The following is a 23,424-nucleotide window of genomic DNA, read 5'->3' on the forward strand; positions in this document are numbered from 1 at the left end:
GGCTCCCAGTAGACGACTGGGTTGATAGGCCGGATATGGAAGCCCTGTGAGGGGTGGAGTTGACCGGTACTAATAGGCCGAGGGCTTGTCCTCAGTTGCTCGCGTCCACTGTGTTGTTCTGAAACAACGACCCCCACCGTCACGGGTGGGCGGCGAGAAGTTTCACCGTGTTTCGGTGGTCATAGCGTGAGGGAAACGCCCGGTTACATTCCGAACCCGGAAGCTAAGCCTCACAGCGCCGATGGTACTGCAGGGGGGACCCTGTGGGAGAGTAGGACGCCGCCGAACAATCTTTGAAAGAAAGGGCTCCAGCCTCACGGCTGGGGCCCTTTCTGCATTTCCGGAACGGGACGGGACGGAATAGGCCGGCGGCAGCGGAGTATTGCCGGGTGGAGCGGTGCACGGCACACTGTGGCGTCATGGTCGTGGAGCAGGGCGAGGGGGCCGGTGGCAGAGCCGGGCGGGGCGACGACGACTTTCGGGCGTTCTACGAGGCGGCGTACGGGCAACTGGTGGCGCATCTGTACGCGCTGACGGGCGATCTGGGGGAGGCACAGGACGCGGCTCAAGAGGCGTTCGTCCGGGCCTGGAACCACTGGGGGCGGCTGGTGTCGCACGAGAATCCGGTGGCCTGGGTGCGGTTGACGGGGCAGCGGATCGCGATCAGCCGGTGGCGGCGGGCCCGGACGGCGTTGCAGAGCTGGATCCGGCACGGGGACGGGCAGTCGCCGGTCCCGGGGCCCGGGCCGGAGACGGTGGCGTTGGTGGAGGCGTTGCGGCGGTTGCCGGAGGCGCAGCGGTCGGCGTTGGTGTGGCACCACATGGGGGGTCGTTCGGTGGCGGAGATCGCCGCGGACGAGGGGGTGCCGGTGGGGACGGTGAAGGCGCGCCTGCACCGGGGGCGGCAGGCGTTGGCGGTGTTGTTGGGGGAAGAGCCGGCGGCGGTCGTCGAGGAGCCGGTGGTCGCGCCGCTGCGGCCGGTTCGGGCGGCTGCCGCGGGTGAGAGGGAGCAGCGGGTGGCGGGGGCCGGCCGTGCCGAAGGGGGGCCGGTCGCGGTGGAGTTGACGGAGGAACGGGCGCGGGTGGCGGAGGACTGCGGGTCGCATGTCTAGGTCCGAGGTACCGGAGGTGGACGAGACGGAGGACCGTCCGGCGATCGGGGCTGCCCGGTTGGAGGCGATGTTCGACGGGCTGCGGCGTGAGGTGGTGCTGGGGGTCCCGGTGCCGGAGAGCACGGAGGTGGCCCGGCGGGGGGCGCGGCGCAAGCGCCGGCGGCGGGCGGGTGCGGTGGCCGGGGCGGGGGCGCTGGGTGCCGCGGTGCTGTGGACGGCGGTGGCGCTGGTGCCGTTGCAGGGTGGGCACGGGGCGGCGGGGGTGCCGGTGGAGCAGTCGGCGTTGCCGCGTCCGAAGGAGACGGTGACGTTGGCGCTGCCGGTGCCGCCGCTGCCGTCGGCGAGCGGGAGCGCGAGCACGAGTGCGAGCACCAGTGCGGGTACGGGGGCGTCGGCTCCGGCCTGGGAACTGCTGTCGCTGGCGTCGGCGGAGCCGGAGGTACGGGCGTTGGCGCTGGGGGCGACGCGGATGCCGAGCGTGCTGGGCGGGTACGGCCCGTGGACGGCGGTGTCCCCGTCGGCGAGTGCCGCCGGTGCGTCGCCCTCCCGGTCCGCGCCGGCCTCCGCGTCCACCTACGCGTCCGCGTCCACCTCCGTGTCCGTCTCCCGACCGTCGCGCTCGGCACCGGCACCGGCGTCCGCGTCCGCTTCGGCGTCCGTGCAGTGGGGCGCGGGGTTCCGGGAGGGGTGTGTGTCGGGGCTGGTGGCGTCGGCGGGGGCGGTGCGGGTGTGGGGGGAGACGTACACGGACGGTGGGGACCTGGCGGCGTCGGCGCACCAGTACGTGCTGGGTTTCCGGACGGTGGCGGACGCGGAGGTCGCCGGTGCCCGGCTGTTGGCGGGTGGGGAGTGCGTGGGGTCGGGCGCGGGCTGGGCGGTGGAGGAGCGGTCGGTCGGGGTGGCGGCGTTGGGGCTGCGGCAGCCCTCGGTGCTCGCGGAGGAGGTCGCGGTGCACGTCCGGGGGTCGATGGTGGCGGTGCTGACGGTGTGTCGGGGTGGGCGCGGGGTGGTGCCGGAGGTGGGGTTGTCGCAGGCGTTCCGGGCCTCGGCGGCGGAGTTCCTGTCCTTGGGCGAGCCGGTGGCGGGGACGGGGACGACGATCGTGCCGGTCGGCTGAGCGGCAACAGCGGTGGCGGCGCCGGACGGACCGCGAGGAGAGGATGGGAGGTTTCGAAAAAAGTTCGGAACCCCGTGCAACCCCCCTGCTGCGGGCGGCGTTGGAGTGGTGGGGCCGTCACCGTGCGGGTGGCGGTCGCCGGGGGCGCCGGATCGGTCGGCCGGGGCGGAACAGGGGACCGCCCCGCCCGTCCGGTTCGGTGCCGGCCCGGCGGGACGAGGCCGTGCCGAGCCGTGGGGCTCCCGGGTCGAGGTCGGAGGGGAGCGGCGTGGGGGTCGAGGCGGTGGGCGTGGCGGCCGGGCCGGATTTCGCGGAGCTGCGCGGTCGGGCGGCCGAGCCCGGGCCGCCGCCCGTGGCGGGGACGGTGGTGTGCGAGGACCTGGTGCGCGTCCACCGTTCCGAGAGGGGCGAGGTGCGGGCCCGGCGGGGGCTGGACCTGGTGGTCGAGGACGGCGAGTTGATCGCGGTGGTCGGTGCCTCGGGTTCGGGGAAGTCGACGCTGCTGGGGATCCTCGCGGGGCCGGACGTGTCGACGGCGGGCAGGGCCCGGGTGGCGGGGCACGACCTGTTGGCGATGGGCGGGCGCGAGCGGTTGGACTTCCGGCGCCGGACGGTGGGCTTCGTGCGGCAGCAGACGGCGCGCAACCTGCTGCCGTACCTGACGGCGGTGGAGAACGTGATGCTGCCGATGGGGTACGCGGGCGTGCCGCGGCGGGACCGGCGGCGGCAGGCGGGGGAGTTGCTGGAGCTGCCGGGGACCGGTCACCTGGCGGGGCGGCGTCCGGCCGAGACGTCGGGCGGTGAGCGGCCGCGGGTGGCGGTCGCGGTGGCGGACGCGAACTCCCCGACGCTGCTGCCGGCGGACGAGCCGACGGGCGAGCTGGACGGCGCGACCCGGCGAGGAGATCTTCGCGGCGCCGCGTTCGGTGAACGAGGAGCTGGGGTGACGGCGCTGATCGTCACCCATGACCTGACGGCGGCGCGGGGAGCGCGCCGGACCGTGCGGATCCGCAGCGGGCGGACCTCGACGGAGGTGCTGCGTCCCGAGCGGGGCGAGCCGGGCGCGGCGTACGCGGTGCTGGACCGGGTGGGCCGGTCGCAGCTGCCGGCGGACTCCGCGGGGGCGTTGCGACTCAGCCGCCGGGTGCGGTTGGCGTTGGAAGAGGACCACATCGCGGTGTGGCGGGCCGAGGAAGAGGTGCACGGATGAGTGGTGGCGCGATGGTGGTCGTGGAGGACGTGCACCGGACGTTCGGGGAGGGCGACCGGGCGGTGCACGCGGTGCGCGGGGTGTCGTTCACGGCGCGGGCCGGGGAGTTGACGGCGCTGCGCGGGCGGTCGGGTTCGGGCAAGACGACGTTGCTGAACCTGGTGGGCGGGCTGGACACGCCGTCCGCGGGGAGGATCAGCATCGCCGGGACGGACCTGGCGGGGCTGGACGAGGCGGGCCGGTTGGAGCTGCGGCGGGACCGGATCGGGTTCGTGTTCCAGTCGTTCGGCCTGATCTCGGTGCTGACGGCGGCGGAGAACGTCGGGGTGCCGATGCGGCTGCGCAGGGTGGCGGTGCGGGAGCGCGAGGAGCGGGTCCGGACGCTGCTGGCGATGGTGGGGCTGGCGGAGCACGCGGAGCAGCGGCCGACCGAGATGTCGGGCGGTCAGCAGCAGCGGGTGGCGGTGGCGCGGGCGTTGGCGAACGAGCCGGCGCTGCTGATCGCGGACGAGCCGACCGGGCAGCTGGACTCGGAGACCGGTCTGGCGATCATGCAGTTGCTGCGCGCGGTGGTGCGCAGCGAGGGGGTGACGGCGCTGGTGGCGACGCACGACCCGCAGTTGATGGAGCTGGCCGACCGGGTCCTGGAGCTGCGGGACGGCCAGATCGTGGAGTCGTAGGCCCGGAGGGGCGGAACATCCTCCCTCCGGGCCGCCGGCTCAGCTGGTCCAGAGGGCGCGGACCTGGTCGGCGATCCGGCGGCCCTGGGCCCGGCCGGCTTCGGCGGAGGGGGTGCGGACGGCGGTGTCGAGCGGGTTGGGGCCGGCCGCGGCGAGGGAGTCCTCGTCGGGGGAGACGGCGAGGACGCGCTGCCCGGCGGCTTCGAGGCGGGCGAGTTCGGAGCCGAGGAACAGGTCGACGACCGGGGCGAGGACCAGGACGGTCCGCTCGCCGGTCATCAGGTCGGCGTTGTTCGAGCTGCGGGTGCCGCCGTCCATGTAGGGGCGGCCGTCGATCTCGACGGTGGGCCAGATGCCGGGGACGGCGCAGCTGGCGGCGACCGCGTCGACCAGGGGGACGCCGCTGTGCCGGTCGAAGGTGCGGGGTTCGCCGGTGCCGGCGTCGACGGCGGTGAGGGTGAGCGGCCAGGCGGGCCAGTCGTGGCCGGGGAGGCGGCCGGCGATGACGGCGAGCCGGTCGGCGGCCGGGACGGTGTCGGCGGCGAGGGCGAACTCGCCGACGCGGCGGCGGAGTTCGGCGGGGTCGGTGATCTCGGTGACCAGCTGGTGGAAGGTCTCGAAGAGCGCGCCGACGGTCTCGGCGGGCGGGACGAGCTCGTGGTTCTGGGCGGCCGGGTCGGCCTGACGGCGGTAGAGCTCGGCGAGCGGGAGGCCGGAGGCGAGCTGTCCGGCGACGGTGGCGCCGGCCGAGGTGCCGAGGACGTGGTCGGCGGTGGCGGGGAGGTCGAGTCCGGCTTCGGCGAGGCCGTGCAGCAGGCCGGTCTCCCAGGAGATGCCGGCGAGGCCGCCGCCGCCGAGTACGAGTCCGCGCATGGTGGTTCCCCCTAGGGTCGTCCGCTGTCCCCGGCATTGTGACCCGATCGGCGGCGGCGGGCGTCAAGAAGTCGTCAATTCTCCGTCCGGACCCGTCTGATCAGCGGATATTGCGATCGCGGACCGTAGGCTCGGAGCATGGTGCACACGGCCCGCGGCAGGCTGCGGATCTACCTCGGGGCGGCCCCGGGCGTCGGCAAGACCTACGCCATGCTGGCCGAGGCGCACCGCCGGACCGGCCGCGGCGCGGACGTGGTGGTCGGCTTCGTGGAGACCCACGGCCGGGCCCGCACCGCCGCGTTGCTGGACGGGCTGGAGACCGTCCCGCGCCGGACGGCGACCCACCGCGGCGCCGAGTTCACCGAGCTGGACCTGGACGCGGTGCTGGCCCGCGACCCGGCGGTCGCGCTGGTCGACGAGCTCGCGCACACCAACGTCCCGGGCTCGCGCAACGCCAAGCGCTGGCAGGACGTCGAGGAACTGCTGGCGGCCGGGATCGACGTGGTCTCCACCGTCAACATCCAGCACCTGGAGTCGCTGGGGGACGTGGTCGAGGGCATCACCGGCGTCCGGCAGCGGGAGACCGTCCCGGACGAGGTGGTGCGGCGGGCCGAGCAGATCGAGCTGGTCGACATGTCCCCGCAGGGGCTGCGCCGCCGGCTGGCGCACGGCAACGTGTACGCGCCGGAGAAGGTGGACGCGGCGCTCGCGCACTACTTCCGGCCCGGGAACCTGACCGCGCTGCGCGAGCTGGCGCTGCTGTGGACGGCCGACCGGGTCGACGAGTACCTCCAGCGCTACCGGGCCGAGCAGGGCATCCAGGGCACCTGGCAGGCCCGGGAGCGGATCGTGGTCGGCCTGACCGGCGGCCCGGAGGGCGCCACGCTGATCCGCCGGGCGGCCCGGATCGCGGCCCGCAACAGCGCCGGCGAGCTGCTGGCGGTGCACATCTCGCGCTCCGACGGGCTGTCCGGCTCCTCCCCGCGGGCGCTGATCGAGCAGCGGGCGCTGGTGGAGAGCCTGGGCGGCAGCTTCCACCCGGTGCTCGGCGACGACCCGGCGGCCGGGCTGCTGGACTTCGCGCGCGGCGTCAACGCCACCCAGATCGTGATCGGCACCAGCCGCCGCAAGGTCTGGCAGTACGTGTACGGGCCTGGCGTGGGCTACACGGTGACCCGGGACTCCGGGGACATCGACGTCCACATGGTCAACCACGAGCACGCGGCGCGCGGCCGGGGCCGGATCCCGATCCGCCGGGTGACCGACCTGGGCCGGACCAGGACGGTCGCGGGCTGGGTGATCGGGGTGGCCGGGCCGCCACTGCTGGCGCTGGCGCTGACCCGCACCGGCGGGCCGGGGCTGTCCACCGAGATGCTGCTGTTCCTGTCGCTGACGGTGGGCGCGGCGCTGGTGGGCGGGCTGTTCCCGGCGATCGCCTCCGCGCTGGTCTCCTCCTCGGCGCTCAACTACTACTTCGCGCCCCCCGTGCACACCTTCACCATCGCCCAGCCGGAGAACATCGCCGCGGTGGTGATCTTCGCCGCGGTCGGCATCGCGGTCGCCACCGTGGTCGACCTGGCCGCCCGGCGCAGCCACCTCGCGGCCCGGGCCCAGGCCGAGGCGCAGACGCTGTCCGCGCTGGCCGGCACGGTGCTGCGCGGCGCGCCCAGCGGCGAGGGGGTGCTGACGGCGCTGCTGGAGCAGGTCCGGGAGACCTTCCAGCAGGAGGCGGTGGCGCTGCTGGAGCGCACCGACCCGCCCGGCCCGCACGGCCGGTGGCAGGCCGCCGCCGCGGTCGGGCCGCGGCCGCCCGCCGGGCCGGAGCAGGGCGACGTGGACGTCCCGGTCGGCGAGCGGCTCGCGCTGGTGCTGCGCGGCCGGGTGCTGCCCGCCGGGGACCGGCGGATGCTCGGCGCGTTCGCCAACCAGGCGGCCGTCCTGCTGGAGCGCCGCCGACTGGCGGGGGAGGCCGCGGCGGCCCGCCGGGAGGCGGAGGGCAACCGGATCCGCACCGCGCTGCTGGCCGCCGTCTCGCACGACCTGCGCACCCCGCTGGCCGGGATCAAGGCCGCGGTCTCCTCGCTGCGCGCCGAGGACGTCGAGTGGGACCCGGAGGACGAGGCCGAGCTGCTGGCCGGGATCGAGTCCGGCGCGGACCGCCTCGACCACCTGATCAACAACCTGCTGGACATGAGCCGCCTGCAGACCGGCACCGTCACCCCGCTGCTGCAGCCCACCGACCTGGACGAGGTGGTGCCGTTCGCGCTCGGCGGCGTGCCGCCCGGCAGCGTGCGCCTGGACGTGGCGGAGTCGCTGCCGATGGTGCGGGCCGACGCCGGGCTGCTGGAGCGGGTACTGGCCAACCTGGTGGAGAACGCCGTCAAGTACGGGCCGTCGCAATCACCCGTCCTGGTGAAGGCGGACCTGCTGGAGCGGGACGGCCGGGTCGAGCTGCGGGTGGTCGACCGCGGCCCGGGCGTCCCCGAGGAGGCCCGGGAGCGGATCTTCGCCCCGTTCCAGCGCTACGGCGACGCCCCGCGCGGCGCCGGGGTCGGCCTCGGCCTGGCGGTGGCGCGCGGCTTCGCCGAGGCGATGGGCGGCACCGTCACCGCCGAGGACACCCCCGGCGGCGGACTGACCATGGTGGTCTCGCTCCCCGCCGTCGAACTCCCCGCCGCCGAACCGCCCGCCGCCGGGCTCCCGGCCGCCGAACCGCCCGTCGTCGAGCCGCCCGCCGCCGAACCGCCCGACCGCGCCCCCCGGAGCCCCGACGAGGGCTCCCCCGACAAGCGAAAGGCCGGTCCCGCATGACCCGGGTCCTCGTGGTGGACGACGAGCCGCAGATCGTCCGCGCCCTGGTGATCAACCTGAAGGCCCGCAAGTACGAGGTGGACTCCGCGCACGACGGCGCGAGCGCGCTGGAGCTGGCCGCCGCCCGCCACCCCGACGTGGTGGTCCTCGACCTGGGCCTGCCCGACATGGACGGCGTCGAGGTGATCCGCGGCCTGCGCGGCTGGACCAGGGTGCCGATCATCGTGCTGTCCGCCCGGCACGCCTCCGACGAGAAGGTCGAGGCGCTGGACGCCGGCGCCGACGACTACGTCACCAAGCCGTTCGGCATGGACGAGCTGCTGGCCCGGATGCGGGCCGCCGTCCGCCGGGCCGAACCGGTCGCCGCCGAGGGCGAGCCGGTGATCGCCACCGAGGGCTTCACCGTCGACCTGGCCGCGAAGAAGGTCAACCGTCAGGGGGCCGACGTGCGGCTCACCCCCACCGAGTGGCACCTGCTGGAGGTGCTGGTGCGCAACTCCGGGCGGCTGGTCAGCCAGACCCAGCTGCTCCAGGAGGTCTGGGGACCGGCCTACCGCAAGGAGACCAACTACCTGCGGGTCTACCTGGCGCAGCTGCGCCGCAAGCTGGAGGCGGACCCCTCGCACCCCCGGCACTTCATCACCGAACCGGGCATGGGCTACCGCTTCGAGCCGTGACCCGGCCGCGGGTCGGACCCTCGGCCCTGCCGCCCGGCACCGGCGAACCGGTACCCTTCCGGCATGAGTGGTGACAACATCGGCGACCAGCCGCAAGGCCGTTTCCGCCGCATGCTGAGCCGGTTGACCTCCTCCTCCGAGGAGCTGGAGGCCGAGGAGCTGCGGCAGGACACCGCGGAGGCGGGCTGCACCCCGATCGCCGCCTGCGGTGACCGCGAGGTCGTCACCGTCGCCGGCACCCTGCGCACCGTCACGCTCCGCCCCCGCGCGGGAGTGCCCGCGCTGGAGGCCGAGCTGTTCGACGGCACGGAGGCGCTGGACGTGGTGTGGCTGGGCCGCCGCTCGATCGTGGGCATAGAGCCGGGCCGCCGCCTGATCGCCAGCGGCCGGATCAGCCACGCACGCGGGCGCCGCGTGCTCTTCAATCCCCGCTACGAGCTGCGTCCGGTGGGACACGGGAACGAGTCCGCGTGAGCAATGAGGCGACCAGGGTGACCGCGCACGGTCCGCAGGACGAGGAGCGGCCCGGCGGGTACGGCCCGGCCGGCGGGTACGGGCAGCCGGACGGTCCCGGGCCGGCCGGTGCCGAGCCGGAGCGCGACGCCTCCAAGGAGGCCGCCGAGACGGTGCTCAAGGCGTTCGGCGGCATCCGCGGCATGGTCGACATGACGCTGCCGGGCCTGGTGTACATCGTCGCGTTCAACATCACCCACAAGGTGCCGGTGGCCGCCTGGTCGGCGCTCGCGCTGTGCGCGGTGTTCGTGGTGGTCCGGCTGGCCCGCCGGGAGACCATCCAGCACGCCTTCTCCGGCGTGTTCGGCGTGGCGATCGGCGCCTGGATCTCGATGAAGACCGGCAAGGCCGAGGACTTCTACCTGCCGGGCCTGCTGTGGAACGTCGGCTACTGCCTGGCGCTGGCGGTCTCCGCCCTGGTGCGCTGGCCGATGATCGGACTGATGCTCGGCCCGATCACCGGCGAGATGTTCACCTGGCGCAAGCAGAACCCGGGCCGGCTGGCCGCCTACACCAAGGCGACCTGGGCCTGGGTGCTGATCATGGGCCTGAAGCCGGTGATCCTGTTCCCGCTGTACTTGGCCCACAACATCAACCTGCTGGGCTGGCTGAAGGTCGCGCTCGGCATCCCGCCGCTGCTGCTGGCGATGTACGTGACCTGGCGGATCCTGCTGACCGCGCCGCCGCCGATCAAGGCGGAGCCGGACGAGGAAGAGCCGGAGGAGTGACCGGAGGGCCCCGCGCACCGCGCGGGGCCCTCCGTCGTCACGGGAGCGGGTCAGCCGGCCAGCAGCGTCTCCAGCTCCTCCTCGCGCTCCTGGGCGGCGACGAACAGCAGCTCGTCACCGGCCTCCAGGGTGTCGCTGCCGCCGGGCACCAGCACCCGGCCCTCGCGGATGATGGTGACCAGCGCGGTGTCCACCGGCCAGGCCACGTCGCCGACCCGGGTGCCGACCAGTTCGGTGTCGGCGGCCAGGGTCAGCTCGACCAGGTTGGCGTTGCCCTGGGAGAAGCGCATCAGGCGGACCAGGTCGCCGACGCTCACCGCCTCCTCGACCAGCGCCGACATCAGGCGCGGGGTGGAGACCGCGACGTCCACGCCCCAGGACTCGTTGTACAGCCACTCGTTCCGCGGGTTGTTCACCCGGGCGACCACCCGCGGCACGCCGTACTCGGTCTTGGCGAGCAGCGACACCACCAGGTTGACCTTGTCGTCACCGGTGGCGGCGATCACCACGTGGCAGCGCTGCAGCGCGGCTTCGTCCAGCGAGGTGATCTCGCAGGCGTCGGCGAGCAGCCACTCGGCGAGCGGGACGCGCTCCACCGAGATGGAGTTCGGGTTCTTGTCGATCAGCAGGACCTCGTGGCCGTTCTCCAGCAGCTCCCCGGCGATCGAACGGCCGACGGCTCCGGCTCCGGCGATGGCGACGCGCATCAGTGACCAGCCTCCTCGGGGCCCTTGGCGAACGCCGCCTCGACCGCGGTCAGTTCGTTGCGGCGCAGCATCACGTGGATCAGGTCGCCCTCCTGCACCACCATCTGCGGGGTGGGCAGCACGCCCTCGCCGACCCGGGTGACGAACGCCACCCGGACGCCGGCGGCGGCCTCCAGGTCGGCGAGCCGGTGGCCGATCCAGTCCGGGGTGAACGCGACCTCGGCGAGCTGCACGGAGCCCGACGGGTCCTGCCAGACCGGCTCGGCGCCGCTGGGCAGCAGCCGGCGCAGCATCTGGTCGGCGGTCCAGCGCACGGTGGCGACGGTCGGGATGCCCAGGCGCTGGTAGACCTCGGCGCGGCGCGGGTCGTAGATGCGGGCCGCGACGTGCTCGACGCCGAAGTTCTCGCGGGCCACCCGGGCCGCGATGATGTTCGAGTTGTCACCGCTGGAGACGGCGGCGAAGGCGCCCGCCTCCTCGATGCCGGCCTCCTTCAGGGTGTCCTGGTCGAAGCCGACGCCGGTGACCCGGCGGCCGTTGAAGCCCGCGCCGAGCCGACGGAAGGCGGTCGGGTCCTGGTCGATGATCGCGATCGAGTGGCCCTGTTTCTCGAGCGCTCTGGCGAGGGCGGAGCCCACGCGTCCGCAGCCCATGATGACGATGTGCACGCGCCTACCTCACCCGGTCCGTTGGGGTCATGACCTGCGTAAACACCGCTCATCGTCCTTCCGTGCCCCCGATTGGGGGAGCCACTTGTCGGCCGCGCCTGGGATCCGACGCGAGGGGGCAACCCGGTGTTGCCCGCAAACCCTTCTGTCGACACGCTAGCCGGTCCGCCGAACACAGTCGCGAGCAAGGTGGCCCCGCGCGGCATCGGGTGCCAGCCGGAGCCCTTACGATTCCTTGCTGTGCCTATGCCTGCTGACCTACCGAAACGCATCCTGATCGGGCGTGCGCTGCGCAGCGACAAGCTGGGGGAGACGCTGCTCCCCAAGCGGCTCGCCCTGCCGGTGTTCGCCTCGGACGCGCTCTCCTCCGTCGCCTACGCGCCGGAGGAGATCCTGCTGACGCTGTCGCTGGCCGGCGCCTCGGCGATCCACTTCTCCTGGCAGATCGGCGTCGTGGTCGCCATCGTGATGCTCACGGTGGTCGCCTCGTACCGGCAGAACGTGCACGCCTACCCCAGCGGCGGCGGCGACTACGAGGTCGCCACCGTCAACCACGGGCCGAACTCCGGCCTGGTGGTGGCGAGCGCGCTGATGGTCGACTACATCCTCACCGTGGCGGTGTCGACCACCTCGGGCGTGGCCAACGTGGTCTCGGCGGTGCCCGCGCTGCGCGGGCACGAGATGGCGCTGTCGATCTTCCTGGTCATCGTGCTGATGGGCATGAACCTGCGCGGCGTGCGCGAGTCGGGTTCGGCGTTCGCCGTCCCGACGTACGCGTTCATGGTCGGCGTGCTGGGCATGGTGGTCTACGGCCTGGTCAGGCACTTCGGGTTCGGCTCCGCGCTGCCCGCGGAGAGCTCCGCGTACCACCTGGAGGCGACGCCCGGGAACGGGTCGCTGGCCGGGTTCGCCATGGTGTTCCTGCTGCTGAAGGCGTTCTCCTCGGGCTGTGCGGCGCTGACCGGCGTGGAGGCGATCTCCAACGGCGTGCCGGCGTTCCGCAAGCCGAAGAGCAAGAACGCGGCGACCACGCTGCTGATGATGGCCAGCATCGCCGTGACGATGTTCATGGGCATCATCTACCTGGCCCACCTGACCGGCACGCAGATGGCCGAGAACCCGGCGGAGCAGCTGGTCGGCGCGCCGGCGGACTACCACCAGAAGACCGTGCTCGCGCAGATCTCCGAGGCGGTGTTCTCCAACTTCACGCCAGGCTTCTACTTCGTCGCGGCGACCACCGGCCTGATCCTGGTGCTGGCCGCGAACACCGCGTTCAACGGCTTCCCGGTGCTCGGCTCGATCCTCGCCCAGGACCGCTACCTGCCCCGGCAGCTGCACACCCGCGGCGACCGGCTGGCGTTCTCCAACGGCATCGTGCTGCTGGCCGGCGCGGCGATCCTGTTCATCGTGGCGTTCGGCGCCAACCCGAACCGGCTGATCCAGCTGTACATCGTCGGCGTGTTCGTGGCGTTCAACATGAGCCAGTCCGGCATGATCCGGCACTGGACCAGGCTGCTGCGCACCGAGACCGACCCGAAGAAGCGCGCCCACATGCAGCGCAGCCGGGCGATCAACACCTTCGGCCTGGTGATGACCATGGCCGTGCTGATCGTGGTGCTCGCCACCAAGATCAGCCACGCCTGGATCGCCATCGCCGCGATGGTCGTGCTGTTCGTCGTGATGAAGGCGATCCGCCGCCACTACGACCGGGTCAGCGCCGAGCTCAAGGCCGCCGAGGAGCCCGACGACGCCGCGCCGCCGACCCGGGTGCACGCCATCGTGCTGGTCTCCAAGCTGCACAAGCCCGCGCTGCGCGCCCTCGCCTACGCCCGCCTGGCCCGGGCCCAGACCCTGGAGGCCGTCACCGTCAACGTCGACCCGGTGGACACCGCGGCGCTGCGCGAGGAGTGGGACGAGCGCGGCCTCGACGTGCCGCTGAAGGTCCTCGACTCGCCGTACCGCGAGATCACCGGGCCGGTGCTGGAGTACGTCAAGAACCTGCGCCGCTCCAGCCCGCGCGACGTGGTCGCGGTCTACATCCCCGAGTACGTGGTCGGCCACTGGTACGAGCACCTGCTGCACAACCAGAGCGCGCTGCGGCTCAAGGGGCGGCTGCTGTTCAAGCCCGGTGTGATGGTGACCTCCGTACCCTGGCAGTTGGAGTCCTCGGAGCGGCGCAGGGCGCCCAAGGCGTGGTCCGCGCCCGGCGCGGTGCGCCGCGGCGAGCCGCGCCGGCGGCCGGCCCCGCCCGCCGAGCCGGGCGCCGGTGCGGCCGGCGAGGGCCCGGGCGGGTCGGACGCCGCGCCGCGCGACTGAGCGCCCGCGCGGCCCGTCCGGCCTCCCGATGGCCTTCAATGGGCCCGTGGCGGACCGTTCCCGGTCCGTCGCGGGCCGCCGTGCTTGCCGCACGGCGCCGCGCCCCGTCCGTGCGTCCGTCCGCTTCTCCGTCCGTGTCCGCGTCCCAGCCGCCCCACCCCGTTCGTGATCCGTCCCCGCACCGCTGTCTCCCGTAAGGAAGCGACCTCCGTGACCCGCAACAACCCGCCCCGCTCCTCCGGTCGCCAAGGCCGGCCCGGCCGCACGTCCGGCGCCAAGCCGGGGCAGGTCGCGCACCCGCGCTGGAGCAGCCGGCCCGCCCGGCCCGAGGCCACCGACCGGGAGGGCAACACCGCCCGCAGCCTGCCGCCGGTGCCGGGCGAGGCACCGAAGGACCGGGCGCCCAAGGAGCGCGAGCCGAAGGACCGGGCGCCGAAGGGCGCGGCCGAGGACCGTGCGCCGAAGGGTCAGGCACCGAAGGACCGGGCGCCCAAGGGCGAGGGCGGCGGCGGGCGGAAGCCCGCCCGGCAGGGGCGCAAGCCCGGAGCGGTGCGCCCGCCCAAGGTGCTGCGGCCCGCCCAGCCGGTGCCGCGGCAGCCCTCCGGGGACCCGCTGGTCGGCGAGCGCTACGAGGTCGAGGTCGGGCCGGTCGCGCACGGGGGGCACTGCGTGGCCCGGCACGAGGGGCGGGTGCTGTTCGTCCGGCACGCGCTGCCCGGCGAGCGGGTGGTCGCGCAGGTCACCGACGGCACCACCACCTCGCGCTTCCTGCGGGCCGACGCGGTGGAGGTGCTGGAGGCCGCCAAGGACCGGATCGAGGCGCCCTGCCCGTTCTCCGGCCCCGGCCGGTGCGGCGGCTGCGACTGGCAGCACGTCACCCCCGGCGGGCAGCGCAAGCTCAAGGCCGCCGTCCTCACCGAGCAGCTCGCCAAGCTGGCCGGCCTCACCCCCGAGGAGGCCCGCTGGGACGGCTCGGTCGAGCCGGTCGGCGGCAAGCTCCCGCCCGGCGAGGTCCCGGCCTGGCGCACCCGGGTGCAGTACGCGGTCGACGAGGAGGGCGTGATCGGCCTGCGCAAGCACCGCTCGCACGACGTCCAGCCGATCGACCGCTGCCTGATCGCCGCGCCCGGCGTCACCGAGCTCGGCGTCGAGTCGCGGGACTGGACCGGGGTGGCCTCGGTCGAGGCGGTCGCCGCCTCCGGCTCCTCGGACCGGCAGGTGATCCTGCGGCCGCGGCCCGGCGAGCAGCTGCCGCTGGTCGAGCTGGACCGCGAGACGTCCATCGCCCGGATCGACGAGCAGGAGCTGTTCCACCGCGTCCACGGCCGCGCCTTCGTCCGCGAGCGCGCCGCCGGGCGCACCTGGCGGGTCTCCAACGGCGGCTTCTGGCAGATCCACCCCGAGGCCCCCGACACCCTGGTCGACGCCGTCCTCACCGGGCTCGACCCGCAGTGGGGCGAGAGCGCGCTCGACCTGTACTGCGGCGTCGGCCTGTTCGCGGGCGCGCTCGCCGAGCGGGTCGGCGAGGACGGCGCGGTGCTCGGCATCGAGTCCGGCAAGCAGGCGGTCGCCGACGCCCGGCACAACCTGGCCGCGCTGGAGAACGTCCGGATCGAGTGCGACAAGGTCGAGACCCTGCTGCCCCGCACCGGCATCACCTCCACCGACCTGATCGTCCTCGACCCCCCGCGGGCCGGCGCCGGCCGCGACACCGTCGCCCACCTCAGCTCCCTGGAGGCCCGCCGGATCGCCTACGTCGCCTGCGACCCCGCCGCCCTCGCCCGCGACCTCGCCTTCTTCCGCGAGGGCGGCTACCGCCCGGTCTCGCTGCGGGCGTTCGACCTGTTCCCGATGACCCAGCACTTCGAGTGCGTCGCGATCCTGGAGCCGACCGGCTGACAGCGGTCCGGAGCACGCAGTACGGAGCACGGGCGCGGGATCCCTTCCCGCGCCCGTGCGGCGTTCCCGGGGGCGGACGGGGGCGGTGCGGAACCGGGCCGGGGAAAATCGGCGTTCGGCTTGAAGCGGTGATCGGGCCCGGCCCATCCTTGCAGCCATGCCGATCGCTTCCCCGCCCGATGCGCCACACCTGTCCGACTACGCGCACGATTGGGCCCTGGTCGATGTCGAGACGTCGGGCCTGGTCGCCCGGCGCGACCGGGTCCTCTCGATCGCGGTGCTGACTTTCGGGCCGGACGGCGTCCAGACCGGCGAGTACGCCACCCTGCTCAACCCGGGCTGCGACCCGGGGCCGGTGCACGTCCACGGTCTGACGGCTGAGCGGCTGAGCGGTGCCCCGACCTTCGAACAAGTGGCGGGCCGGATCGGGGCGCTGCTCCAGGACCGCGTCATGGTGGCCCACAACGCCCAGTTCGACTACGACTTCCTGGCCCACGAGTTCGCCCGTGCCCGGCTCTACCTCCCCGTCGCGCAGCGCCTGTGCACCCTGGCCCTGAACCGCCGGGTGGAGCCACCCGTCGCGGGCTTCAGTCTGGCTGCCCTCGCCGAGTACTACGGCGTGCCGCAGACCAGTGCGCACGACGCGCTGGACGACACGCGCGTCCTCGCGGGGATCTTCCGTTCTTCCCTGGCCGAGGCCGCCCGGCTGGGCGTCCCGCTGCCACTGGTGGCCTGTCCGCCCCGACAGAACGCGCAGTTCGCGCCGAAGCAGCCGAGGACCCCGTGCGCCTACCGGAACCCGGGACGTCCGGCGCCGGGGGAGCCGCTGGTGCAGGGCATGAAGATCGCGGTCACGGGTGAGACCGCCACCTCTCGGGCGGAGCTGGTGGCCCGAGCCGTCGACGCCGGTCTGAACATCATGTCGTCGGTCAGTCGGCACACCGGTGTCCTGGTCACCAACGACTCGGCGTCGGGTTCGGCGAAGGCGCGGAGGGCGGTTGCGGAGGGCGTCACGATCGTCGACGAGCGCACCTTCCTCAAGCTGCTGACGGACGTGCGACCGGGAACGCCGCACGAGGGGCCGACGAGGGGGAAGCCGCCTGTGGCGGAGCGCCCCGCCGTTCCCGCCGCGCCGAGCACGGTCATCGCACCGCCCGCGCCGGCCCCCGCCGAGGTGCCCGTTCCCGCCCCCGCCGAGGTGCCCGCGCGGGGACGGGCCGCCGCCTCGTACACGGCCAGGCCGTTCGGCCGGCGGCGGGTCCTGGTCCTGGGCGGCACCCACGAGGAGGCGTCCGCCGTGCGGGCCCGGGTCGTCGAGCTGGGCGGGGCGGCGGCGATCAACCTCTCGGCCGGTGTCACCGACGTCGTCCTCCTCCCTGGCGGAGAGTTCGACCGCCGGATGGCCCGCGTCACCGCGCTGGGGCTCCCGGTGCATCCGCAGGACTGGCTCGGAACGCCCGTGGCGGAGCCGACGGAGGCCCTGGCCGAGAACGGTGCGGTGGCCGAGGTCCTGTCGCGCGGCGGAGTCATCGACCTGCCGACCGCGGGGCAGTGGCACGTGGCCGCCTCCTGGGCGCAGCGGGCGGACTGCGAGATCGACGTCGTCGCCTTCGTGCTCGACGAGGACGAACAGGTCTCCTGCGACGAGGACTTCGTCTTCTACGGTGCGCCGGAGAGCCCCGACGGATCTGTCCGGCTCCGCTGTGACGGTCCCACCGAGCAGAGCGTCGCCGTCGACCTCGCGGCGCTGCCGCCCGCCGCCCACCGGATCGCGGTCGCCGCGGCCATCGACGGGGCCGAGACCTTCGGGAGCGTCGGGGCGGTCCAGGTGGTGCTCGCCCCGGGCGTCGACGCCCCGGCCGTCGCCCAGGCCACGCTGGACGCCGCCACCAGCGAGCGCACCCTGCTCCTGGCCGAGATCTACCGCCGGGGCCCGAGGTGGCGCTTCCGCGCCGTCGGCCAGGGCTACGACCACGACCTGGAAGCGCTGGTGCGCGGGTACGGCGTCGAGGTGGAGTAGCTCCGGCGGGCGGGGCGACGTGGCGGATCAGGGGGTGATCCGCTCGGTGGGCAAGGTTGTCGGCGGATCGGGACGGGTGGCCGGTTTTCGCGGGGGCGTGGGCGGACATGGTGGGGGAGCGGGGGAGCGGCCGGTTTGCGCCCTTGTTGTGCTAGCACGTCGGCGCTAGCTTTGAAGGATGGCCAAGAAGCAGCTGAACGTCAGGGTGGACGCGACCACCGCCGAGATGGCCCGCGAACGGGCGGAGCAGCAGGGGATCAGCATGAACCAGTACATCGAACGGCTGGTGCAGCAGGACATGGGCGAGGCCGGACGCAACTTCGTGGACGCCGCGGCGCAGTTCATGAAGGAGCACGAGGCGGTGTTCCTCGCCGAGTTCGGCTCGCCCAGCGAGCTCCAGGACGTGCGCCGTTGAAACTTGAGGTCGACCTCTCGTGGCTGCTCATGACGGCCGAGCAGTACACGCCCGGTGACCCGCAGGTCACCGACTACGGATCGCTGCTCGCGGCGATCACCAGGCACCAGGCCGAGGTCTTCGACATCGCGGTCTACCCCGAGCCGCAGGACCGGGCGGCGGCGCTGATGCACCAGCTGATCCGGGTCCCCGCGCTGGAGCGCAACAACGAGCTGTTCGCCACCGCCGTCGCCTACGCGTACCTGGTGGCCAGCGGCTGCCGGGTGGCGACCACCGCGCGGGAGGTGCGCAGCCTGGCCCGGGCGATCCGGGAGGGCAAGCTCGGCATCACCGGCGTCGCGGAGCGGTTGGCGATGTGGGTGGTCGACGAGTCGGAGGAGGAAGAGGTCGGCGACGACGGCGAGGAGTGAGGCGCCGCGCCGTACGGGCGGGGAGTCAGGGGCCGGGAGAGCGACGAGGCGCCCGCGGGCGGGATACCCTCGACGTTCCCCCGGCCCCTGACGGTCCTCGGCCCCCTTCCGACGGCTCCCGCCAGGGCCGCCGACGATCTCCGCGAGGAGACGACCTCCGCGAGGATGCGAGCGAGTTGCTGCAGGATATCGAGCCCTACCTGGTCTGCCCGCACTGCGCCCGCCCGCTGGCCCTGGACGGCCGCACCCTGCGCTGCGCGGACGGCCACAGCTTCGACCAGGCCCGGCAGGGCTACGTGAGCCTGCTGGCGGGGGACGCCAAGGCCGGCACCGCCGACACCGCCGAGATGGTCGCGGCCCGCGGCGACTTCCTGGCGGCCGGCCACTACGCGCCGCTGGAGCGGGCGCTGGCCCGGGCCGCGGCCGGCGTCCCGGCGCTCGGCGGGCTGGTCGCGGACCTCGGCGCGGGCACCGGCCACTACCTGGCCCGGGTGCTGGAGGCCCGGCCGGACGCGGTCGGCGCGGCGCTCGACCTGTCCAAGTACGCGCTGCGGCGCGCCGCGAAGGCGCACCCGCGGATCGGCGCGGTGGTGTGCGACGCCTGGCGCCCGCTGCCGCTGCGGGACGGCGCCGCGGACGTGCTGCTGAACGTGTTCGCGCCGCGCAACGGGCCCGAGATGCGACGGGTGCTGCGCCCCGGCGGCCGGCTGCTGGTGGCCGCCCCGACCTCCCGCCACCTGCGCGAACTGGTGGGCGCGCTGGGCCTGCTGTCGGTGGACGAGGACAAGGACCGGCGGATCGGCGAGAAGCTCGGCCCGTGGTTCACGCCGGTGGAGCGCACCGAGGTGGAGTTCGCGCTGCGGCTGTCCCGGACGGACGCCGCCGCCGTGGTCGGGATGGGCCCGAGCGCCTGGCACACCGACCGGGCCGCGCTGGCCGCCGCGCTGGCGGCGCTGCCCGAACCGGTCGAGGTCACCGGATCGGTGCTGGTCACCGCGTACGAGTGACACCGGGCGCGGCGGCGGGGCCGGCGGGGCCGGCGGGGGACTCGAAGGGGTGAAAGGGCGTCAGGAGCGACGTTTCTGCACCTCAGGGCGGACTTAAAGTGCTCCGGGTGACCAGCGAAGCCCCCTTTGCCCCACCCCCGGCCGCCACCCGCGAGGTGCGGCAGGCACCCGTTCCGACGGTGAAGCGCCCCACCATCGAGGAACTGCGGCTGACCTCCTTCAAGTCCTACCGGCGGGCCGTCCTGCCGCTGTCGCCGCTGACCGCGCTGCACGGGCCGTCCGGAGCGGGCAAGTCCAACGCGCTGGACGCCCTGACCGTGCTCTCCCGGCTCGCCCTCGGGGAGGAGATCAGGCCCTCGCTGGACGGCGTCGGCGGCCCGCGCGGCCCGCTCGCCGCCCCGGTGCGCGGCGGGCTGGTCGGCTGCGTGCCGCACGGGCGCAACGCGATCATCCTGGGCTGCACCGTGCGCTCCGGCGTCGGGGCGGTCCGGCTCGAAGTGGTCGTGCGCACCGACGAGCGGGTCCGGATCGCCCGCGAACGCCTCACCCTGGACGGCCACCCCCTGATGTCGACCGGCGAGCAGGACCTCGCCCGCGGCCGGGTCAACGTCACCTGGCACAACGACTCCCGGCAGGGCGACATCCGCGCCCCGCTGCCCAGCGACAGCCTGATCACCGCCCAACTCCCGCTGCGGGTCGCCGGGTCCTCCAAGGGCGAGCGCAAGGTGCTGGCCGCCGCCGAGCAACTGCTCACCGCACTGCGCGAGATGTTCGCGCTGCACCCCGTGCCGGCCGCGATGCGCGGCTGGGGACGGCCCGAACCCCAGGCCCGGCTGCGCGGCACCGCCGCCAACATCTCCGCCGTGCTCCACCGGCTGGAGCACGAGTGCCCGCGCCGCTGGGCCCGCCTGCTGCGCGCCGTCCAGGCCGCCGCCCCGCACCCGCTGCTCGGCCTCGGCGTCGCCCGCCGCGGCGAGGCCGAACGGCAACGGCTGATCGCCGTCTTCGACGAGGGCGTGCTCGGCCGCACCGGCGCCGACCAGGCCGCCGACGGCATGCTGCGACTGCTCGCCTTCGCCGCCGTCCTGCTCACCGGCGCGGCCGTGCTGGACGTCGACCCCGCCATCGAAGTACCGGACGCGCACCGGCAGTTGGTGCTGCTCGCCGAGGACATGGGCGCGGGTCTGGCGGCCGACCAGATCACCGCCCTGCTCCGGCTGGCCCGCGAGGTCACCGGCAAGGGCGACATCCGGCTGCTCGCCACCCTCCAGGACCCCGGCCCGGCGCTCGGCCTGGACGGCGTCGAACTGGTCGAGTGCCGACGCGATCCGGCCACCGGCCACAGCCTGCTGCGCCGCGCCGAACCCGCCGCCCGGGTGCCGGTGCAGGGCGCGGCGCGCGGCGAGGGCGTGGTGGTAGACCTGGGGGAATGAGCGACGAAGCAGAACCGGCGAGGCCGGACGCGGAGACGGCGGTGTCCGGGACGACGGCGGGTGGGACGGTGGTGCCCGGGACGGTGGCGGGCGGAACGGGGGCCGGCGGAACGGGGGCCGGCGGAGGGGCGGCCGGGCTGACGGTGCCCGAACTGCAGCGGCGGCTGGCCGAGTTCGCGGCCGCCCGGGACTGGCAGCAGTACCACACCCCGAAGAACCTGGCCTCGGCGCTGACCGTCGAGGCGGGCGAACTGCTGGAGGTCTTCCAGTGGTTGACGCCCGAGCAGGCCGCCGACGTGATGGCGGACGCGGAGTCGGCGCACCGGGTCCGCGACGAGGTGGCCGACGTGCTGGCCTACCTGCTGCAGCTGTGCACCGTGCTGGAGGTGGACCCGCTGCGGGCGCTGGCGGAGAAGATCGAACGCAACGAGAGCCGGTTTCCCGTGCCCTAGCCGGATTCCCGGCGGGCCCGGAAATCATCCGGAATTCACCCGGGCGGGGGACCCGGGTTGTCCACAGGGCCGGGTTTTCCACAGGTGCGCCGAACCCGCTGGGAGCATCCCGCGACCGGCGGCACGCTGATCCCCGTGACCGACCGCCGAAGGACGGCGGCGGTGGACGAGGGGAGCGCACCATGGAGGCGCTGCGACTGATCAAGACCGTCCGGCACGCCCTGGCCGAGGCCCGGACGACCGGCGACATCCTGCACGAGGCCTGGCAGTCCGGGCTGCTCACCGAGGCGGTGGGGGCCCGGATCGCCGACCACGACGGGGAGTCGTTCGCCACCCTCGGGCAGCTGCTCTGCGAGGCCGGCGCGCACACCGCGAGCTGCCTGCGCCAACCGCCCGAACCCGGCCTGGACGACCTGCCCGGCGGCCCGGTCGGCGTGTACCCGGAGTGGTCCGGGCCGACGCTGGTCGAGCGGTTCAGCGCGCTCGGTGAGCTGGAGCCGGTGCTGGCCGAACTCGCCCTGCTGCTGGCGGAGATGAGCGAGAGCCTGGTGGTGCTCGCCTGCGGGGCGGAGACCGAGAGCCTGTACTGGAGCTGCATCGACGGGCTGGACGCCGGCTCCGAGTGCCGCGACCTGGTGGCCGAACTCCTGCGCGAGCAGCGGAGTTCGACGGACGCGCGGGCCCCCGACGACGAGCCGGGGCAGCCGGGGCGCCGGGAGCCGGAGGCGTGGGAGTCGCGGGAGTCGCGAGAAGGGGAGTGGGCGGAGCCGGCCGACCCGGGAGCCCCGGGCGGGGCCCGGCGGGAGGAGCCCAGGCTCGTGATCCCGCTGGGCCCGCCGGTCCCGGTGGCGGGCGGCGCTCAGGTGCGGGGCGAGTCGTCCGGCGGGGTGTCCTGCGCGCGGCGGACGGGGGAGGAACGCAGGTCGGAGTCGAATCCGGCCAGGTCGGTGTTGATCGAGGCGAGCAGTTCCTGCATCTGCTCCAACAGCGACTTCGGGGTGGCGGGCACGCCGTCCGCGGCGGTGTCCGCGGTGGGCGGGTCGGTCCAGGGCTCGGACATGAGGGGGCCCCTTCAGCTCGGTGGTGCGGTGTGAAGCGCCGGGTGTCGGCACCGCCGGTCCAACGAGCCCCCGCCGCGCGCGGTCACCCCGGACCACCCGTTGAGGTCCAACCGGCGGTCCCGGTCAGCCGCAGGAGTGAGCCGGGTTTGCGGGGCCCGCCCCCGCTCGGCTACGGCGCCGGGCCACGGCGTCCGCCGGCCCACCGGGCGCACCGGGCGCGCCGGGTCCGCAGGACGGGCCGGGCGACCGGGCTGCTGGGGAGCAGCGGTCCGGCCGCCCGGCGGAAACCACCTGACAGGAGGTCAGTTGTGCGCGTGCAGATCCGTGTTCAGACCGCCCCACGAGCCGGAGCGGGCGATCACCTCGACCGCGCCGGACTGCGAGTTGCGGCGGAACAGCAGGTTATCCTGGCCGGACAGCTCCACCGCCTTGGCCACCGAGCCGTCCGGCGTGGTGACCCGGGTGCCGGCCGTCACGTACAGACCGGCCTCGACCACGCAGTCGTTGCCCAGCGAGATGCCGATGCCCGCGTTGGCGCCCAGCAGGCAGCGCTCGCCCACCGAGACGACCTGCTTGCCGCCACCGGACAGGGTGCCCATGATCGAGGAGCCGCCGCCGATGTCGCTGTGGTCGCCGACCACCACGCCGGCGCTGATCCGGCCCTCGACCATCGAGGTGCCCAGGGTGCCCGCGTTGAAGTTGACGAAGCCCTCGTGCATCACCGTGGTGCCCTCGGCCAGGTGCGCGCCCAGGCGCACCCGGTCGGCGTGGGCGATCCGGACGCCGGACGGCGCGACGTAGTCGGTCATCCGCGGGAACTTGTCGATGCCGTACAGGGCGAGCTGCCCGCCCTGGGCACGCACCGCCAGCCGGGCCTGCTCCACGTTGGCGACCGGGGTCGGGCCGATCGAGGTCCAGGCGACGTTGGCCAGCAGGCCGAAGATGCCGTCCAGGTTCTGGCCGTGCGGCTTCACCAGGCGGGAGGAGAGCAGGTGCAGCCGCAGGTAGACGTCGTACGCGTCCAGCGGCTTCTCCTCCAGGGAGGAGATCGTGGTGCGCACCGCCACCACCTCGACGCCGCGCCGGGCGTCGGTGCGGAGCGCCTCGGCGGCGCCCGGGCCGAGGGCCAGTTCGGCCTCCTCGGCGCTCAGTCGGACGGTGCCGGACGGGCCGGGGGCGGCGGCCAGCTCGGGCGCCGGGAACCAGGTGTCGAGCACGGTGCCGTCGGCGGCGATGGTCGCGAGGCCGGCGGCCACCGCGCCACTTGCGGGGGTGGAGGTTTCAGCAGTCACATCCCGCACCGTAACGAATCAGG

General features: G+C 74.2%; 20 protein-coding genes, 1 rRNA gene and 1 pseudogene. 18 read left to right on the forward strand and 4 right to left on the reverse strand.

Annotation, left to right across the window (positions count from 1 at the left end; translation table 11 throughout):
* Window positions 1-171 precede the first annotated feature (171 nt).
* From rrf to ACIP60_RS20355, 5 genes and pseudogenes are all read left to right on the forward strand, one after another.
* Window positions 172-288, forward strand: a 5S ribosomal RNA gene (gene rrf / locus ACIP60_RS20335).
* Window positions 289-419: 131 nt separating this feature from the next.
* Complete coding sequence (locus ACIP60_RS20340) at window positions 420-1,112, forward strand: SigE family RNA polymerase sigma factor (RefSeq protein ID WP_400686406.1); 693 nt, start codon at window positions 420-422, stop codon at window positions 1,110-1,112.
* Window positions 1,105-2,229 carry a hypothetical protein gene (locus ACIP60_RS20345; RefSeq protein ID WP_400686408.1) on the forward strand — a complete coding sequence of 375 codons (1,125 nt, stop codon included), beginning with the start codon at window positions 1,105-1,107 and terminating at the stop codon, window positions 2,227-2,229. Before ACIP60_RS20340 ends, ACIP60_RS20345 begins: the two co-directional genes overlap by 8 nt.
* A 289-nt stretch (window positions 2,230-2,518) precedes the next feature.
* Window positions 2,519-3,439, forward strand: a pseudogene (locus ACIP60_RS20350) (ABC transporter ATP-binding protein).
* On the forward strand, window positions 3,436-4,119 hold the full coding sequence (locus tag ACIP60_RS20355; protein WP_400686410.1) for an ABC transporter ATP-binding protein: 684 nt from the start codon (window positions 3,436-3,438) through the stop codon (window positions 4,117-4,119). Before ACIP60_RS20350 ends, ACIP60_RS20355 begins: the two are co-directional and overlap by 4 nt.
* 39 nt (window positions 4,120-4,158) lie before the next feature.
* Here ACIP60_RS20355 and ACIP60_RS20360 read toward each other — a convergent pair whose 3' ends face one another.
* Window positions 4,159-4,992 carry a patatin-like phospholipase family protein gene (locus tag ACIP60_RS20360; RefSeq protein ID WP_400686412.1) on the reverse strand — a complete coding sequence of 278 codons (834 nt, stop codon included), beginning with the start codon at window positions 4,990-4,992 and terminating at the stop codon, window positions 4,159-4,161.
* 138 nt (window positions 4,993-5,130) lie between these two features.
* Between ACIP60_RS20360 and ACIP60_RS20365 the strand changes: the two genes are divergently transcribed.
* The 4 genes from ACIP60_RS20365 (at window position 5,131) to ACIP60_RS20380 (ending at window position 9,721) form a co-directional block, all read left to right on the forward strand.
* Window positions 5,131-7,803, forward strand: a complete 2,673-nt coding sequence (locus ACIP60_RS20365) for an ATP-binding protein (RefSeq protein ID WP_400686414.1) — start codon at window positions 5,131-5,133, stop codon at window positions 7,801-7,803.
* Entirely contained in the window at window positions 7,800-8,480 is a 681-nt protein-coding gene (locus ACIP60_RS20370) for a response regulator (RefSeq protein WP_376052885.1), read from the forward strand. Before ACIP60_RS20365 ends, ACIP60_RS20370 begins: the two co-directional genes overlap by 4 nt.
* Before the next feature lie 63 nt (window positions 8,481-8,543).
* Window positions 8,544-8,954 (forward strand): OB-fold nucleic acid binding domain-containing protein, encoded by a 411-nt coding sequence (locus ACIP60_RS20375; RefSeq protein ID WP_100836172.1) that lies wholly within the window; start codon window positions 8,544-8,546, stop codon window positions 8,952-8,954.
* Window positions 8,951-9,721 (forward strand): DUF3159 domain-containing protein, encoded by a 771-nt coding sequence (locus ACIP60_RS20380; RefSeq protein ID WP_400686417.1) that lies wholly within the window; start codon window positions 8,951-8,953, stop codon window positions 9,719-9,721. The genes ACIP60_RS20375 and ACIP60_RS20380 overlap by 4 nt, the downstream gene beginning before the upstream one ends.
* A 50-nt stretch (window positions 9,722-9,771) precedes the next feature.
* Here ACIP60_RS20380 and ACIP60_RS20385 read toward each other — a convergent pair whose 3' ends face one another.
* Both ACIP60_RS20385 and ACIP60_RS20390 read right to left on the reverse strand, forming a co-directional pair.
* Complete coding sequence (locus ACIP60_RS20385) at window positions 9,772-10,428, reverse strand: TrkA family potassium uptake protein (RefSeq protein ID WP_100836170.1); 657 nt, start codon at window positions 10,426-10,428, stop codon at window positions 9,772-9,774.
* Window positions 10,428-11,096: a TrkA family potassium uptake protein gene (locus ACIP60_RS20390; RefSeq protein WP_100836169.1), complete on the reverse strand. Its 669-nt coding sequence runs from the start codon at window positions 11,094-11,096 to the stop codon at window positions 10,428-10,430. Before ACIP60_RS20390 ends, ACIP60_RS20385 begins: the two co-directional genes overlap by 1 nt.
* A gap of 246 nt (window positions 11,097-11,342) precedes the next feature.
* Between ACIP60_RS20390 and ACIP60_RS20395 the strand changes: the two genes are divergently transcribed.
* From ACIP60_RS20395 to ACIP60_RS20435, 9 genes are all read left to right on the forward strand, one after another.
* Window positions 11,343-13,412 carry an APC family permease gene (locus ACIP60_RS20395; RefSeq protein WP_400686420.1) on the forward strand — a complete coding sequence of 690 codons (2,070 nt, stop codon included), beginning with the start codon at window positions 11,343-11,345 and terminating at the stop codon, window positions 13,410-13,412.
* Window positions 13,413-13,979: 567 nt separating this feature from the next.
* Window positions 13,980-15,311, forward strand: coding sequence for a class I SAM-dependent RNA methyltransferase (locus tag ACIP60_RS20400; protein WP_400687003.1), 1,332 nt, complete (start codon window positions 13,980-13,982; stop codon window positions 15,309-15,311).
* Window positions 15,312-15,468: 157 nt separating this feature from the next.
* Window positions 15,469-17,331 carry a TerD family protein gene (locus ACIP60_RS20405; protein WP_400686422.1) on the forward strand — a complete coding sequence of 621 codons (1,863 nt, stop codon included), beginning with the start codon at window positions 15,469-15,471 and terminating at the stop codon, window positions 17,329-17,331.
* Between the two features lie 178 nt (window positions 17,332-17,509).
* Window positions 17,510-17,746, forward strand: a complete 237-nt coding sequence (locus tag ACIP60_RS20410; RefSeq protein ID WP_014135783.1) for a toxin-antitoxin system HicB family antitoxin — start codon at window positions 17,510-17,512, stop codon at window positions 17,744-17,746.
* Window positions 17,743-18,156, forward strand: coding sequence for a hypothetical protein (locus ACIP60_RS20415; RefSeq protein WP_030458279.1), 414 nt, complete (start codon window positions 17,743-17,745; stop codon window positions 18,154-18,156). Before ACIP60_RS20410 ends, ACIP60_RS20415 begins: the two co-directional genes overlap by 4 nt.
* Before the next feature lie 176 nt (window positions 18,157-18,332).
* The gene (locus ACIP60_RS20420; RefSeq protein WP_400686425.1) at window positions 18,333-19,163 is read left to right on the forward strand and encodes a putative RNA methyltransferase; all 831 of its coding nucleotides are present in this window, start codon (window positions 18,333-18,335) and stop codon (window positions 19,161-19,163) included.
* A 107-nt stretch (window positions 19,164-19,270) separates the two neighbouring features.
* Window positions 19,271-20,596 carry an AAA family ATPase gene (locus ACIP60_RS20425; RefSeq protein ID WP_400686427.1) on the forward strand — a complete coding sequence of 442 codons (1,326 nt, stop codon included), beginning with the start codon at window positions 19,271-19,273 and terminating at the stop codon, window positions 20,594-20,596.
* Between the two features lie 143 nt (window positions 20,597-20,739).
* Window positions 20,740-21,048: a nucleotide pyrophosphohydrolase gene (locus ACIP60_RS20430; protein WP_400687005.1), complete on the forward strand. Its 309-nt coding sequence runs from the start codon at window positions 20,740-20,742 to the stop codon at window positions 21,046-21,048.
* A 182-nt stretch (window positions 21,049-21,230) separates the two neighbouring features.
* Entirely contained in the window at window positions 21,231-22,142 is a 912-nt protein-coding gene (locus ACIP60_RS20435; protein ID WP_400686429.1) for a DUF6099 family protein, read from the forward strand.
* Between the two features lie 269 nt (window positions 22,143-22,411).
* On the opposite strand, the gene dapD is transcribed toward ACIP60_RS20435, so the two are convergent.
* Entirely contained in the window at window positions 22,412-23,401 is a 990-nt protein-coding gene (gene dapD / locus ACIP60_RS20440; RefSeq protein ID WP_400686431.1) for a 2,3,4,5-tetrahydropyridine-2,6-dicarboxylate N-succinyltransferase, read from the reverse strand.
* Between the last annotated feature and the right edge of the window lie 23 nt (window positions 23,402-23,424).

This window comes from Kitasatospora sp. NPDC088783 (genome assembly GCF_044750705.1).
GTDB lineage: Bacteria > Actinomycetota > Actinomycetes > Streptomycetales > Streptomycetaceae > Kitasatospora > Kitasatospora fiedleri.

Coding starts and splice junctions, on each gene's coding strand:
- ACIP60_RS20340 (WP_400686406.1), top strand. CDS start 420: ATGGTCGTGGAGCAGGGCGAGGGGGCCGGTGGCAGAGCCGGGCGGGGC.
- ACIP60_RS20345 (WP_400686408.1), top strand. CDS start 1,105: ATGTCTAGGTCCGAGGTACCGGAGGTGGACGAGACGGAGGACCGTCCG.
- ACIP60_RS20355 (WP_400686410.1), top strand. CDS start 3,436: ATGAGTGGTGGCGCGATGGTGGTCGTGGAGGACGTGCACCGGACGTTC.
- ACIP60_RS20360 (WP_400686412.1), bottom strand. CDS start 4,992: ATGCGCGGACTCGTACTCGGCGGCGGCGGCCTCGCCGGCATCTCCTGG.
- ACIP60_RS20365 (WP_400686414.1), top strand. CDS start 5,131: ATGGTGCACACGGCCCGCGGCAGGCTGCGGATCTACCTCGGGGCGGCC.
- ACIP60_RS20370 (WP_376052885.1), top strand. CDS start 7,800: ATGACCCGGGTCCTCGTGGTGGACGACGAGCCGCAGATCGTCCGCGCC.
- ACIP60_RS20375 (WP_100836172.1), top strand. CDS start 8,544: ATGAGTGGTGACAACATCGGCGACCAGCCGCAAGGCCGTTTCCGCCGC.
- ACIP60_RS20385 (WP_100836170.1), bottom strand. CDS start 10,428: ATGCGCGTCGCCATCGCCGGAGCCGGAGCCGTCGGCCGTTCGATCGCC.
- ACIP60_RS20395 (WP_400686420.1), top strand. CDS start 11,343: ATGCCTGCTGACCTACCGAAACGCATCCTGATCGGGCGTGCGCTGCGC.
- ACIP60_RS20405 (WP_400686422.1), top strand. CDS start 15,469: ATGCCGATCGCTTCCCCGCCCGATGCGCCACACCTGTCCGACTACGCG.
- ACIP60_RS20410 (WP_014135783.1), top strand. CDS start 17,510: ATGGCCAAGAAGCAGCTGAACGTCAGGGTGGACGCGACCACCGCCGAG.
- ACIP60_RS20435 (WP_400686429.1), top strand. CDS start 21,231: ATGGAGGCGCTGCGACTGATCAAGACCGTCCGGCACGCCCTGGCCGAG.